The following is a 13,380-nucleotide window of genomic DNA, read 5'->3' as shown; positions in this document are numbered from 1 at the left end:
AGCCGCACGTCCATGAACGCGGCTCATACGTCCAGGTGGGGGACCCGTGGCCGAGCTCGTTCCGCAAGAACTCCGGGTGCTGGCGGCCGTCGCCGAGACGGGCGGCTTCTCCGCCGCCGCCGTCCGGCTCGGGATCACCCAGTCGGCCGTCTCGCACTCCGTGCGCGGCAGCGAGGCCAAGGTCGGGGCGGTCCTCTTCGAGCGCGGCCGCGCCGGGGCCTCGCCCACCCCGGCGGGGGAGCGTGCGGTGGCCCTGGGCCGGCGCATCCTGCGGCTGTACGAGGTCCTCGGCGCGGAGGCCCGCGCCGCCGGCCGCTCCGACGCCGGTCCGCGGCCGCTGGACGGGGTGCTGCGGGTGGCCGCGTTCCGCAGCGCGGCCCTGCACCTGCTGCCGCCCGCCCTGGAACGGCTGGCGGCGCTGCATCCCGGGATCCGGCCCGAGGTGCGGGTGGTGCGCGAACTCGGCGCCGGGACCGCGGGGGAGGTGGCCGCCGGGCGGGCGGATCTCGCCCTCGCCACCCTGGGCGGGCCCGGCGACGTACCGTCCGAGGGACTGCCGCCCGGCCTGCTGGCCGGGGAACTCACCCGGGAGGCGTACGCCCTCGTCCACCCGGCCGGCCATCCGGACCCCAGGGCGCTGCCGCTGCTGGACTGGGACGAGAACTGCGGCTCCTACACCCGGGACTGGTGGCGGGCCCAGGACTGGATCCCCCGGGCCACCCTGAAGGCCGAGGACGACGCCATGGTGCTCACCATGGTCGGCCGGGGCCTGGGCATGGCGATCCTGCCCGAACTGTCGCTGCGGGAGGCCACGGACGCCGTCGACATCGCCCCGCTGGGGCCCGAGGGGCCGGTGAGGCGGGTGGGGTACGTCACCACACCGGAACTGGCATCGAGTCTCGCCGTCAGGGCTCTGATCAGGGAACTCAGGGCCGAGAAGGGCTGAAAGCGGAGCGGGGCGGTCGCTTGGGACGGGGGATCGGGGGCCTGCCGGACGGTCGGGCCCGTCTCAAATAGTAGGAAGCCCGAGTAATTGCCGAGACATACAGCGGGACCTGGCCTAGCTTTGTAGGAGCCGAACGTCTCGCCGATCCGGCGAATGGCGGTCGAGAGCGCGCGCCCCTGGCAGGCAACCCCTGCGGCGCCCCGCTCCCCGCCTCTTCCGGCGCCTTGAAGGAACCCCTCATCCGTGGCCCCGCCACGCCGTGATCTCAAGGAGTCGATCACCATGACCCCCACCTCCGCCGCCACCCGTCGCGTCCGCCACGCCTCCCCGGCCGACGCCGACCGCAAGAACGCCGCCGCCGCCCTCCAGCGCGCCCTGGACCGCCGGGACAACGGCGGCTCGACCGGCCACTGAGTCCGTACGGACCCACCCCTCGGGCCTGTCGCGTCCCCGCGCGTCCGCACCACGTCCATATGGTGGACGCGATATGCCCGAGGGCTGATACACGGAGTACGGTTCCGTCATGTCGACCAGCATCAATCTCGCAGTGATCCCCGGTGATGGCATCGGCCAGGAAGTCGTGGCTCAGGGACTCAAGGTCCTTACCGCGGTCCTGCCCCAGGACGTGAAGCTGGAGACCAGGGAGTACGACCTCGGCGCCCGGCGCTGGCACCGCACCGGTGAGACCCTCCCGGACGAAGACCTCGAAGCCCTCCGCCACCACGACGCGATCCTGCTCGGCGCGATCGGCGACCCCTCGGTCCCGTCCGGGGTCCTGGAGCGCGGTCTGCTGCTGAAGCTCCGCTTCGCCTTCGACCACTTCATCAACCTGCGCCCCTCGAAGCTCTTCCCGAACACCGCGACCCCGCTCGCCGGCCGTCCGGAGATCGACTTCGTCGTGGTCCGCGAGGGCACCGAGGGCCCGTACACCGGCAACGGCGGCAGCCTGCGCACCGGGACCCCGGCCGAGGTGGCCACCGAGGTCAGCGTGAACACCGCGTACGGCGTCGAGCGCGTGGTCCGGGACGCGTACGAGCGGGCCAAGGCCCGCCCCCGCAAGAAGCTGACGCTGGTCCACAAGAACAACGTCCTCGTCTACGCCGGCCACCTGTGGAAGAACACCTTCGACAAGGTCGGCCGCGAGTACCCCGAGGTCACCACCGACTACCTGCACGTCGACGCCGCGACGATCTTCTTCGTCACCCAGCCGGAGCGCTTCGACGTCATCGTCACGGACAACCTCTTCGGTGACATCCTCACCGACCTGGCCGCCGCCGTGACCGGCGGGATCGGCCTGGCCGCCTCCGGGAACATCAACCCGACCGGCGCCTTCCCGTCCATGTTCGAGCCCGTCCACGGCTCCGCCCCCGACATCGCGGGCACCGGCAAGGCGGATCCGACCGCGACGATCCTCTCGGTCGCCCTCCTGCTGCGCCACCTCGGCTACGAGGACCAGGCCGTCCGCATCGAGGACGCGGTCACCGCCGACCTCGCCGAGCGCGACGGAACCTTCCGCTCCACCGACGCGATCGGCGACGCCCTCGCCGCCCGCGTAGCCGGCTGACCCGGCAGCCCCACCTCAGGAAGCCGCCGGGAAGCGACCACCGACCCGGCGGCTTCTCCTGTGCGGCCCCGGGTGCCACCATCTCCCCTGGGCCGCTACCCACCCCGTTTCACCGCGACGACCCCTCCCGGGCGATAATCGAACGCGAGGCCGCGGAATACGGGGAAGCTCGGACGTCCTAGTACGACATGAGCGCGGTCCGCCCTACCCAAACGGTGAAGGACAAGCACTCATGACGACGCCCACGATCGAGCTCAAGCCCTCCTCGAACCCGCTGTCCGACGCGGAGCGCGAGGCGATCCTGGCCAGCCCCGGCTTCGGCCGCCACTTCACCGACCACATGGTGACGATCAAGTGGACCGAGGGCCGCGGCTGGCACGACGCCGAGCTGGTCCCGTACGCGCCGCTGTCGATCGACCCGGCGAACATGACCCTGCACTACGCGCAGACGATCTTCGAGGGCCTCAAGGCCTACAAGCAGCCCGACGGCACCGTCGCCACCTTCCGCCCGCGCGCCAACGCCGAGCGCTTCCAGGCCTCCGCCCGCCGCATGGCGATGCCCGAGCTGCCCGCCGACCTCTTCATCGAGGCCTGCGACGCCCTGATCAAGCAGGACCGCGCCTGGGTGCCGGACTCCGGCGAGGCCTCGCTGTACCTGCGGCCGTTCATGTTCGCCTCCGAGGTCGGCCTGGGCGTCCGCCCGGCCAACGAGTTCCTGTTCATGGTCATCGCCTCGCCCGCCGGCGCGTACTTCCCCGGCGGCGTCAAGCCCGTCTCCGTCTGGCTCTCCGAGGAGTACGTCCGCGCCGTCAAGGGCGGCACCGGCGCCGCCAAGACCGGCGGCAACTACGCGGCCTCCCTCGTCGCCCAGGCGCAGGCCGCCTCGCACGGCTGCGACCAGGTCGTCTGGCTGGACGCCGTCGAGCACCGCTGGATCGAGGAGATGGGCGGCATGAACCTGTACTTCGTGTACGGCGACCGCATCGTCACCCCGGAGCTGACCGGCTCGCTCCTGCCGGGCATCACCCGCGACTCCCTCCTCACCATCGCCCGCGACCTCGGCTACACCGCCGAGGAGGGCCGCATCACCACCGAGGACTGGAAGCGCGACAACGAGAACGGCACCCTCACCGAGGTCTTCGCCTGCGGCACGGCCGCCGTCATCACCCCGGTCGGCTCGGTCAAGTCCGAGCGCGCCAACTGGACCCAGGGCGACGGCGAGCCCGGCGAGGTCACCATGAAGCTGCGCAAGGCGCTCCTGGACCTCCAGACGGGCCGCACCGCCGACGACCACGGCTGGATGCACCCGCTCGGCTAGCCGGCACCCGCCGGTACCCCCCGGCACCACGTTTACGTACGAAGGCCCGCGCCTCCGGAACCAGGGAGCGCGGGCCTTCTTACACCGGTCGGGGGCGGCCTCACACGGTGGCCGGCTCCTCCGCCGGGGCCGCCGCCGCCGAGGCGGACACGGGCGCGCCGCCCCTGCCCAGCGCCAGGTAGACGAGCCCGCCGACCAGGCCGGAGAGGACGAAGGAGCAGTCCACCCCGCCGGTCAGGGCGAGCAGGGGCCCCTCGTAGAAGGGAGTGGTCACGGCGAGCAGCCCGACGCCGGCGCCCACGGCCCAGGCGGCGGTGGCGCGCAGGTTCCACCCGCCGCGGTACCAGTAGATGCCGCCCACCGAGCGGCGGTTGAACACCTGGAGCGCGTCGGCGTCGTACCGGCCGCGGCAGCGTACGTGGCCGATCAGGGTGATGACGGCCCACGGGGTGCCGATGGCGGTCAGCACCAGGACGAAGGAGGTCATCGCGGACTGCACGTTCCACTCGAAGGAGCCGACGAAGACGAAGGCGGTGGCCACGGCGGCGGCGATGACGGTGGCCTTGGTCCGGGTGGCCTTGGGCACGATGGCGTCCAGGTCGAGGCCCATGGAGTAGAGCATCAGCCCGGCGTTGCCCACCGAGCCGGCCGCGGCGGCGGCGAGCAGCGGGACCAGGTACCAGAAGGGCGAGGCGGCCACGAGGGGTCCGGCGTAGTCGGTGCCGGCCCGGGCGGCGAGGGCGGTGTAGGTGCCGAACAGCTGCGGGATGAGCAGGCCGATCAGCAGGCCGAAGCCGGTGGCCCAGAGCACCTTGCGGGAGCTGTGCCGGGTGGGGGAGATGTAGCGGGTGTAGTCGCCGAGCAGGGTGATGAAGGCGACGGGACCGCTCAGGCCGGCGGCGACGGCGGCCAGCAGCCAGGTCGGCCAGAAGGAGCCGAGCAGGTAGGCGGTGTCCGGCGGGGCGGCGCTGGTGAAGTCGGGCGCGTAGGCGTAGAGGCCGACGGCCAGCAGGATCACCATGCCGATGGACAGCACCTTGCTCATGCGCAGCAGCAGCCGGTAGCCGAAGACGGCCCCGACGACGGTACAGGCGGCGAGCACGCCGTACATGGCGGCCCGCGAGAGGCCGGTGTCGGGCAGCCCGGTGAGCCGGGACAGGGCCCCGACCATCACGTCGCCGCCGATCCACAGGGTCAGGGCGGTGTAGCCGAGGGAGAGCAGCAGGCCCACCACCGACCCCACGAGCCTTCCCCGTACGCCGAACTGGGCGCCGCTGGAGGTGGACAGGTTGGTCGCGGTGCGCAGGGAGACCAGCGCGAGCGGCGCGGTGAAGGCGATCCCGACGAGCGTGCCGGTCACGATGGCGGTGACCGAGGGCACCAGGCCCAGCCCGAAGGACGGGGGCAGCCAGCCGAAGACGATGACGCCGAGGCAGAGGTTGGAGCCGAGGAGGATCGAGATCAGGTCACGGGGACCGCTCGTCCGTTCCTCTTCCGGGATGGTGTCGACTCCGCGCTGTTCGATGGGCATGGGGGGACTCCCTTGGCAGGGCGGGGGGTGGTTGCGCCGTTGTTTGAGCGACATTCAATGTGACCTAAGCCCTGGTCCCAGGTCAATGATTCCTTGCAGGCAAATGAAGAGTTAGAGTGATGCTCTAACCCATCGACTCAAAAGGTGGTGGATCGGCGTGCGGCTGACCCCTACGGAGCGTGACCGGCTGCTGTTGCGCAGCGCCGCGGAACTGGCCAGGGCCCGGCGGGCCCGGGGCCTGCGGCTCAACGTCCCCGAGGCCACCGCGCTGATCGCGGACACGGTCTGCGAGGCCGCGCGCGACGGCAAGCGGCTCGCCGAGGCCATCGAGGAGGCCCGCAGCGTCCTCGGCCCCGACGACGTGCTGCCCGGGGTGGCCGACGTCGTCACCGAGGTGCACGTGGAGGCCGTCTTCGACGACGGATCCCGGCTCGCGGTGGTCTCCGCCCCGATCCGCGGCGCCGCAGGCCTCGGCGACGACGCCCCCGGCGCCGTGGTGCCGGGCCCGGGCGTCCCGCAGCCCGAGCCGGTCCGCCACCTGCGGGTGCGCAACACGGCCTCGGTGCCGGTCAGCGTCACCTCCCACTTCCACTTCTTCGAGGCGAACCCCCGGCTCGACTTCGACCGGGCCGCCGCCTACGGCATGCGGCTGTGCGTGCCCGCCGGCTCCTCCGTACGGTTCGACCCGCACGGGGAGGGAGAGGTGGGCCTGGTCCCGATCGGCGGCGACCGGATCGCCATCGGCTTCGCGGGCCTGGTCGACGGCCCCCTGGACGCCCCCGGTGCCCGGGCGGAGGCCCTGCGCCGGGCCGCCGCGTGCGGCTACCTCGGCGTCGCCGCCGCCGATGCCCCGGGCACCCCCGGCACCCCCGACAGCCCGGACGGAGCCCCGGCGTGAGCAAGAAGACCCCCCACAGCGACCACTGCGCCCCCGGCAGCCGGCACATCGACCCGTACGAGTACGCCTCCGTCTTCGGCCCGCGCGCCGGCGACCGGGTCCGGCTCGGCGACTCCGGGCTGACCGTGCGCGTCGAGTCGGACGCCCAGAAGCCGGGCGACGAGTTCCTGGCGGGCTTCGGCAAGACCGCCCGCGACGGCCTGCACCTGAAGGCGGCCGCGGTCCGCGACACCTGCGACGTGGTGATCAGCAACGTCCTGGTGATCGACGCGGTCCTCGGCATCCGCAAGGTGTCCATCGGCATCCGCGAGGGCCGCATCCACGCGATCGGCCGGGCCGGCAACCCCGACACCCTCGACGGGGTCGACGTCGTCGTCGGCACCGGCACCTCGATCGTCTCCGGCGAGGGCATGATCGCCACCGCCGGAGCCGTGGACACCCACGTCCACCTGCTCTCCCCGCGGATCATGGAGGCCTCGCTCGCGGCGGGCGTCACCACGATCATCGGCCAGGAGTTCGGCCCGGTCTGGGGCGTCGGCGTCAACTCCCCGTGGGCGCTGAAGCACGCCTTCAACGCCTTCGACGCCTGGCCCGTCAACATCGGCTTCCTGGCCCGCGGCTCCTCCTCCGACCCGGCCCCGCTGGTCGAGGCGCTGGCCGAGGGCGGCGCGTCCGGGTTCAAGGTCCACGAGGACATGGGCGCGCACACCCGCGCCCTGGACACCGCGCTGCGGGTGGCCGAGGAGCACGACGTCCAGGTCGCCCTGCACAGCGACGGCCTCAACGAGTGCCTCTCCGTCGAGGACACCCTGCGCGTCCTGGACGGCCGCACCATCCACGCCTTCCACATCGAGGGCTGCGGCGGCGGCCACGTCCCCAACGTCCTGAAGATGGCCGGCGTGCCGAACGTCATCGGCTCCTCCACCAACCCCACCCTGCCCTTCGGCCGGGACGCGGTTGCCGAGCACTACGGGATGATCGTCTCCGTCCACGACCTCAAGCCCGACCTCCCCGGCGACGCGGCCATGGCCCGCGACCGGATCCGGGCCGGGACGATGGGCGCCGAGGACGTGCTGCACGACCTCGGGGCGATCGGCATCACCTCCTCCGACGCCCAGGGCATGGGCCGCGCGGGCGAGACCATCCGCCGCACCTTCGCCATGGCCGCCAAGATGAAGGGCGAGCTCGGCCCGCTGGAGGGCGACGGCGAGGGCGACGACAACGCCCGCGTCCTGCGCTACATGGCCAAGCTGACCATCAACCCGGCCATCGCCCACGGCCTGGCCCACGAGATCGGCTCCATCGAGGTCGGCAAGCTCGCCGACATCGTGCTCTGGCGCCCGCAGTTCTTCGGCGCCAAGCCCCAGCTGGTCCTGAAATCCGGCTTCCCGGCCTACGGGGTGACCGGTGACCCCAACGCCGCCACCGACACCTGCGAACCCCTCGTCCTCGGACCGCAGTTCGGTTCCTACGGGGCCACCGCCGCGGACATCTCCGTCGCCTTCGTCTCCGCCGCGGCCGCCGCGCTGGGCTCCGACGACATGCCCACGCGCCGCCGCCGGGTCGCCGTGCGCGGCACCCGCGGCATCGGTCCGGGCGACCTCCTCCTCAACTCCCGGGTGGGCGCGGTCGATGTGGACGCGCGCAGCGGACTCGTCTCCCTCGACGGGGAACCGCTGCGCTCCCAAGCGGCCGAATCGGTCTCCCTCAACCGCCTGTACTTCCTGTAGCACCGCGAAGGACGCCTGCCATGACCACGAACACGCCCGCCGACGCCGGTTTCCGGATGCCCGCCGAGTGGACCCCCCACGAGCGCACCTGGATGGCCTGGCCCAGCCCCAACCCGACCTTCACCAACGAGCGGGAGCTCGCCGAGGCCCGCGAGGCCTGGGGCGCCGTGGCCCGCGCGGTGCGCGCGTACGAGCCCGTGACCCTCGTCGTCGCCCCGGGCGACGCCGAGTCCGCCCGCGCGATCGTCGGGGAGGACGTACAGCTCGTGGAGCGTGAGCTGGACGACGCCTGGATGCGCGACATCGGCCCGACCTTCGTCACCAACGACGCCGGGGAACTGGCCGCCGTCGACTGGACGTTCAACGGCTGGGGTGCCCAGGAGTGGGCCCGCTGGGACCACGACGCGAAGATCGCCCGGCACGTCTCGGACCTCGCGGGCACCCGTACGTACAGCACCCGCCTGGTCAACGAGGGCGGCGCCATCCACGTCGACGGCGAGGGCACCGTCCTGCTCACCGACACCGTGCAGCTCGGCGAGGGCCGCAACCCCGGCTGGACCCGCCGGCAGGTCGAGGCCGAGATCCACGCCCACCTCGGCACCACCAAGGCCATCTGGCTCCCGTACGGCCTGGCCGGCGACTACGGCACCTACGGCACCCAGGGCCACGTGGACATCGTCGCCGCCTTCGCCCGCCCGGGTGTGGTGCTGGTCCACACCCAGCCCGACCCCGCCCACCCCGACCACGAGCGCTGCAAGACCATCGCCGCCCTCCTGCGCGCCTCCACCGACGCCCGGGGCCGGCGGCTGGAGGTCGTGGAGGTCCCCGCGCCGACCGTGCTGGAGGAGGACGGCGAGTGGGTGGACTACTCGTACATCAACCACTACCTCTGCAACGGCGGCGTGGTGCTCTGCGCCTTCGACGACCCGCGCGACGAGGAGGCCGCCGAGATCTTCCGCGGCCTGTTCCCCGAGCGGACCGTGACCCTCGTCGACGCACGTACGATTTTCGCCGGGGGTGGCGGTATCCACTGCATCACCCAGCAGCAGCCGAAGGTCTGATCCACGGACCACCGGCGTACCTCGTGAAGGAGTGGCCCATGGTGGCGGGTGGAGTACCGGTACGGGCGGCGCGCAAGAACGCGCCCCCGCGCGAGGACGTACTCGTCGCCGCCATGGCCACGATCGCCGAGCGGGGCCTGGAGGGCCTGACCATGGCCGGCCTCGGCCGGCAGGTCGGCATGAGCAGCGGCCACCTCCTCTACTACTTCGGCAGCAAGGACGAGCTCCTGCTGCAGACCCTGGAGTGGAGCGAGGCGGCCCTGGGCACCGAGCGCCGCGCCCTGCTGTCCCGGCCCGGCACGGCGCGCGAGCGGGTCCGGGCGTACGTGGACCTCTACGTGCCCGAGGGCCCCCGGGACCCGCACTGGACGCTGTGGCTGGAGGTCTGGAACCGTTCCCAGAACGCCGGCCCCGAGGAACGCGACCGGCAGGCCGCCATCGAGGGGGCCTGGCACCGCGACCTGGTCGCCCTCCTCGCCGAGGGCATCTCGCGCGGGGAGTTCCGACCGGTGGACGCCGACCGCTTCGCGACCAGGACGCGGGCCCTGCTCGACGGGTTCAGCATCCAGCTGGCGGTCGGGCTGCCGCTCCTGTCCCGCGAGGCGATCCTGGACCACGTACGGGAGTTCCTCACCGACGCACTCGCCCCGCAGGGGTGAGCGGGGCCCGCCGGGACGTTGACCGCATGCTGAGACCGGCGTCCACGGACGCCGGGCGGTATGGCACACTGCGAGCGTGCCCGCTCAGCTCATGATTATGGACAGCGGCGCGCCGGTCCTCTGTGACCGCTGAGACCGTGGAAGACCTTCGCGGCAGCGGCCACCGTGCCTCAGACCCGCGCGCAGACCTCTCGCACCCGCGAGGGGTCTTTTCGTTTCCCGGTACCGAACACGGCGGAGCGGCGGCGCGCGATGATGGGGGCAGTGGATCCCGGGATTCCGGAACCACTCATCCGACAGGAGTCAGATCAGCATGACGACGCCAGAGGCGACTGAGCCGACAGCGGCACTCGATGACGGCTTCCACGTCTTCGACACCACCCTGCGCGACGGCGCCCAGCGTGAGGGCATCAACCTCACGGTCGCGGACAAGCTGACGATCGCGCGGCACCTGGACGACTTCGGCGTGGGCTTCATCGAGGGCGGCTGGCCCGGCGCCAACCCCCGCGACACCGAGTTCTTCGCCCGCGCCCGGGCCGAGATCACCTTCCGGAACGCCCAGCTGGTCGCCTTCGGCGCCACCCGCCGGGCCGGCGGCTCCGCCGCCACGGACCCGCAGGTCCGCGCCCTGCTGGAATCCGGCGCCCCGGTGATCACCCTCGTCGCCAAGTCCCACGACCGGCACGTCGAGCTCGCGCTGCGCACCACCCTCGAAGAGAACCTGGAGATGGTCCGCGACACCGTCTCCCACCTCGTCGCCCAGGGCCGCCGCGTCTTCGTCGACTGCGAGCACTTCTTCGACGGCTACCGCGCCAACGCCGCGTACGCGAAGTCCGTGGTCCGCACCGCCCACGAGGCCGGCGCCGACGTCGTCGTCCTCTGCGACACCAACGGCGGCATGCTCCCCGCCCAGGTCACCGCCGTCGTCGCCACCGTCCTCGCCGACACCGGCGCCCGCCTCGGCATCCACGCCCAGGACGACACCGGCTGCGCCGTCGCCAACACCCTGGCCGCCGTCGACGCGGGCGCCACCCACGTGCAGTGCACCGCGAACGGCTACGGCGAGCGCGTCGGCAACGCCAACCTCTTCCCGGTCGTCGCCGCCCTGGAGATCAAGTACGGCCGCCGGGTCCTGCCCGACGGCGCGCTCGCCGAGATGACCCGGATCTCGCACGCCATCGCCGAGGTCGTCAACCTCACCCCCTCCACGCACCAGCCGTACGTCGGCGTCTCCGCCTTCGCGCACAAGGCGGGCCTGCACGCCTCCGCCATCAAGGTCGACCCCGACCTGTACCAGCACATCGACCCCGAGCGGGTCGGCAACACCATGCGGATGCTCGTCTCCGACATGGCCGGCCGCGCCTCCATCGAGCTCAAGGGCAAGGAGCTCGGCGTCGACCTCGGCGGGGACCGCGCGCTGATCTCCCGGGTCGTCGAGCGGGTCAAGGAGCGGGAGCTCAGGGGCTACACGTACGAGGCCGCCGACGCCTCCTTCGAGCTGCTGCTGCGCGCCGAGGTCGAGGGCCGGTCCCGCAAGTACTTCCGTACCGAGTCCTGGCGCGCCATCGTCGAGGACCGCCCCGACGGCACCCACGCCAACGAGGCCACCGTCAAGCTGTGGGCCAAGGGCGAGCGGATCGTCGCCACGGCGGAGGGCAACGGCCCGGTCAACGCCCTGGACCGGGCGCTGCGGGTGGCCCTCGAACGCTTCTACCCGCAGCTGGCCAAGTTCGAGCTGGTCGACTACAAGGTCCGCATCCTGGAGGGCAAGCACGGCACGGAGTCCACGACCCGTGTCCTGATCGCCACGACGGACGGCACCCGCGAGTGGTCCACCGTCGGTGTCGCCGAGAACGTCATCGCCGCCTCGTGGCAGGCCCTGGAGGACGCCTTCACCTTCGGCCTCCTGCACGCCGGGGTCGAACCGGCGGAGTAGGGCGCTTATGCCCGGCTCACACGGGAAAGTAGCGGTTCCGGTAGCGTCGTAGACATGAGGACCAGGCGCACGTCCGTACGCGTTCGACCGCTGCTCGCCGGGATGCTGCTGGCCCTGTCGGCGACGGCCTTCGTGGCCGCACCGCAGGCGTCGGCGGCCACCGGGGTGTCCGCCGTCGGCGAGGCGCTGAAGGAGGGCCCCGTCTACGTGGACCCCGGCGCGCGGGCGCAGCTGTCCCAGGGGCAGGCCGACGCGCTGGCCAAGAAGATCAAGGACGCCGGGAAGCCGCTGTTCGTGGCCGTTCTGCCCAACTCCGCGCAGTTCCCGCAGGACAAGGTGCTCGGCGCCGTCCGCGCCGAGACCGGGATCACCGGGCTCTACGCGATCCGCCTCGGCGACGGCTTCAACGCCGGCGCCGACCGGTCCGTGATGCCCGTCAACGCCGTCCGCAACCTCACCGAGGCCGTCAAGACCGGCGCCCCGGTGGACGCGAACACCGAGCTGAACAACTTCGTCGACCAGGCCCTGCCCCAGGTCAAGGGCCACGCCCCGGCCTCCTGGGGCGGCTCCGCGGCGGACGGCTCCTTCTCGGGCGGCGCCCTGATCGGGCTCGGCGCGGTCGCGGTGATCGGCGGCGGCGGTGCGTACGCGCTGGTCAGGCGCAGCCGCAGGCAGAAGGAAGAGGCGCGCCGCGAGGCCGTCGCCCGCCTCGGCGTGGTCGTGGACGAGGACATCACCGCCTTCGGCGAGGAGCTCGACCGGCTCGACTTCCACCCGGGGGAGCCGGGCGCCGACGACGCCATGCGCACGGACTACGAGCAGGCCCTGGACTCCTACGAGAAGGCCAAGCAGATCATGGCCTCGGTAGAGCGCCCGGAAGAGGTGCAGGGCGTGACCCAGGCCCTGGAGGACGGGCGCTTCGCACTGGCCCGCCTCGACGCGCGCCGCCGGGGCGAGCCCGTACCGGAACGCCGGGCGCCGTGCTTCTTCGACCCGCGCCACGGGCCGAGCACCGAGGACGCCACCTGGGCCCCGGCCGGCGGGGCCGCCCGCAGCGTGCCGGTCTGCGCGGCGGACGCCGTACGGCTGCGCGACGGCCTGGACCCGGCCGTCCGCACCGTCGAGACCGACCGGGGACCGCGCCCGTACTACGATGCCGGCCCGGCGTACGGTCCCTGGGCCGGCGGCTACTTCGGCGGCGGCATCCTGCCCGGCCTGCTGGTGGGAACGATGCTCGGTTCGATGATGTCCTCGCCCGCCTACGGCGCCGACTTCGGCGGCGCGGACTTCGGCTCGGGCTTCGAGGGCGGCGACGTCTCCGGGGCCGACTTCAACCCCGCCGACTTCGGGGGCGGGGACTTCGGCGGCGGGGGCGGCTTCGACGGGGGTGGCGGCTTCGACGGCGGGGGCGGCTGGTAGCCGCCCCTGGGGAGCTGGCGCGTCACGCCTTTTGTAGGACTCTCACAAAGCCCCCTCGTCCCGACTGGGGGAGTCCCTGCATCCTGCGGCGGTTCTGTCCGGCCCGCACAGCGGATCGGGTCCGAGACTGTGTAGAACCAACGGAGGGTTTTCGGGGCCGGGCTTCGTAAGGTCGGTACATGACCGTTGTGGACCAGACTCCGAGCGAGCCGACGGACGCCCGCGGGCGCGTGGCCGAGCTGCACGCCCTCCGCGAGGAAGCCCGGCGCGGGCCGAGCGACCGGGCGACCGAGGCGCAGCACGCCAAGGGCAAGCTGA

11 protein-coding genes are annotated in these 13,380 nt (G+C 72.6%); 10 read left to right on the top strand and 1 reads right to left on the bottom strand.

Annotated features, from left to right (window positions below):
* The first annotated feature begins 46 nt into the window (after positions 1-46).
* The 4 genes from ACZ6ZT_RS08040 (at position 47) to ACZ6ZT_RS08025 (ending at position 3,828) form a co-directional block, all read left to right on the top strand.
* Positions 47-946: a LysR family transcriptional regulator gene (locus ACZ6ZT_RS08040; protein ID WP_469716638.1), complete on the top strand. Its 900-nt coding sequence runs from the start codon at positions 47-49 to the stop codon at positions 944-946.
* A gap of 282 nt (positions 947-1,228) precedes the next feature.
* Entirely contained in the window at positions 1,229-1,360 is a 132-nt protein-coding gene (locus ACZ6ZT_RS08035) for a hypothetical protein (RefSeq protein WP_469716636.1), read from the top strand.
* 109 nt (positions 1,361-1,469) lie between these two features.
* Positions 1,470-2,510 (top strand): 3-isopropylmalate dehydrogenase, encoded by a 1,041-nt coding sequence (locus ACZ6ZT_RS08030; RefSeq protein ID WP_469716634.1) that lies wholly within the window; start codon positions 1,470-1,472, stop codon positions 2,508-2,510.
* Between the two features lie 232 nt (positions 2,511-2,742).
* Positions 2,743-3,828: a branched-chain amino acid aminotransferase gene (locus ACZ6ZT_RS08025; protein ID WP_469716632.1), complete on the top strand. Its 1,086-nt coding sequence runs from the start codon at positions 2,743-2,745 to the stop codon at positions 3,826-3,828.
* A gap of 100 nt (positions 3,829-3,928) precedes the next feature.
* On the opposite strand, the gene ACZ6ZT_RS08020 is transcribed toward ACZ6ZT_RS08025, so the two are convergent.
* Positions 3,929-5,359, bottom strand: a complete 1,431-nt coding sequence (locus ACZ6ZT_RS08020) for a cytosine permease (RefSeq protein WP_469716630.1) — start codon at positions 5,357-5,359, stop codon at positions 3,929-3,931.
* Between the two features lie 157 nt (positions 5,360-5,516).
* On the opposite strand from ACZ6ZT_RS08020, the gene ureA reads away from it, so the two are divergent.
* From ureA to ACZ6ZT_RS07990, 6 genes are all read left to right on the top strand, one after another.
* On the top strand, positions 5,517-6,257 hold the full coding sequence (ureA, locus tag ACZ6ZT_RS08015; RefSeq protein ID WP_469716628.1) for an urease subunit gamma: 741 nt from the start codon (positions 5,517-5,519) through the stop codon (positions 6,255-6,257).
* Complete coding sequence (locus ACZ6ZT_RS08010; RefSeq protein WP_469716626.1) at positions 6,254-7,987, top strand: urease subunit alpha; 1,734 nt, start codon at positions 6,254-6,256, stop codon at positions 7,985-7,987. Before ureA ends, ACZ6ZT_RS08010 begins: the two co-directional genes overlap by 4 nt.
* 20 nt (positions 7,988-8,007) lie before the next feature.
* Positions 8,008-9,048 carry an agmatine deiminase family protein gene (locus ACZ6ZT_RS08005; RefSeq protein WP_469716624.1) on the top strand — a complete coding sequence of 347 codons (1,041 nt, stop codon included), beginning with the start codon at positions 8,008-8,010 and terminating at the stop codon, positions 9,046-9,048.
* 38 nt (positions 9,049-9,086) lie between these two features.
* Entirely contained in the window at positions 9,087-9,707 is a 621-nt protein-coding gene (locus tag ACZ6ZT_RS08000; RefSeq protein ID WP_469716622.1) for a TetR/AcrR family transcriptional regulator, read from the top strand.
* A 313-nt stretch (positions 9,708-10,020) separates the two neighbouring features.
* Complete coding sequence (cimA, locus tag ACZ6ZT_RS07995) at positions 10,021-11,643, top strand: citramalate synthase (RefSeq protein WP_469716621.1); 1,623 nt, start codon at positions 10,021-10,023, stop codon at positions 11,641-11,643.
* A gap of 54 nt (positions 11,644-11,697) precedes the next feature.
* Positions 11,698-13,062, top strand: coding sequence for a hypothetical protein (locus ACZ6ZT_RS07990; RefSeq protein ID WP_469716619.1), 1,365 nt, complete (start codon positions 11,698-11,700; stop codon positions 13,060-13,062).
* Positions 13,063-13,380 lie beyond the last annotated feature (318 nt).

The organism is Streptomyces sp. NPDC102258 (assembly GCF_055584685.1).
Note: the sequence above shows the minus strand (reverse complement) of the source record. Positions and strands in the feature narration are given on the sequence as shown.

Excerpts from the sequence above, each read along its gene's own strand:
- ACZ6ZT_RS08005 (WP_469716624.1), top strand. The coding sequence starts at position 8,008 with ATGACCACGAACACGCCCGCCGACGCCGGTTTCCGGATGCCCGCCGAG.
- ACZ6ZT_RS08000 (WP_469716622.1), top strand. The coding sequence starts at position 9,087 with ATGGTGGCGGGTGGAGTACCGGTACGGGCGGCGCGCAAGAACGCGCCC.
- ACZ6ZT_RS08035 (WP_469716636.1), top strand. The coding sequence starts at position 1,229 with ATGACCCCCACCTCCGCCGCCACCCGTCGCGTCCGCCACGCCTCCCCG.
- cimA (WP_469716621.1), top strand. The coding sequence starts at position 10,021 with ATGACGACGCCAGAGGCGACTGAGCCGACAGCGGCACTCGATGACGGC.
- ACZ6ZT_RS08025 (WP_469716632.1), top strand. The coding sequence starts at position 2,743 with ATGACGACGCCCACGATCGAGCTCAAGCCCTCCTCGAACCCGCTGTCC.
- ACZ6ZT_RS07990 (WP_469716619.1), top strand. The coding sequence starts at position 11,698 with ATGAGGACCAGGCGCACGTCCGTACGCGTTCGACCGCTGCTCGCCGGG.
- ACZ6ZT_RS08030 (WP_469716634.1), top strand. The coding sequence starts at position 1,470 with ATGTCGACCAGCATCAATCTCGCAGTGATCCCCGGTGATGGCATCGGC.
- ACZ6ZT_RS08020 (WP_469716630.1), bottom strand. The coding sequence starts at position 5,359 with ATGCCCATCGAACAGCGCGGAGTCGACACCATCCCGGAAGAGGAACGG.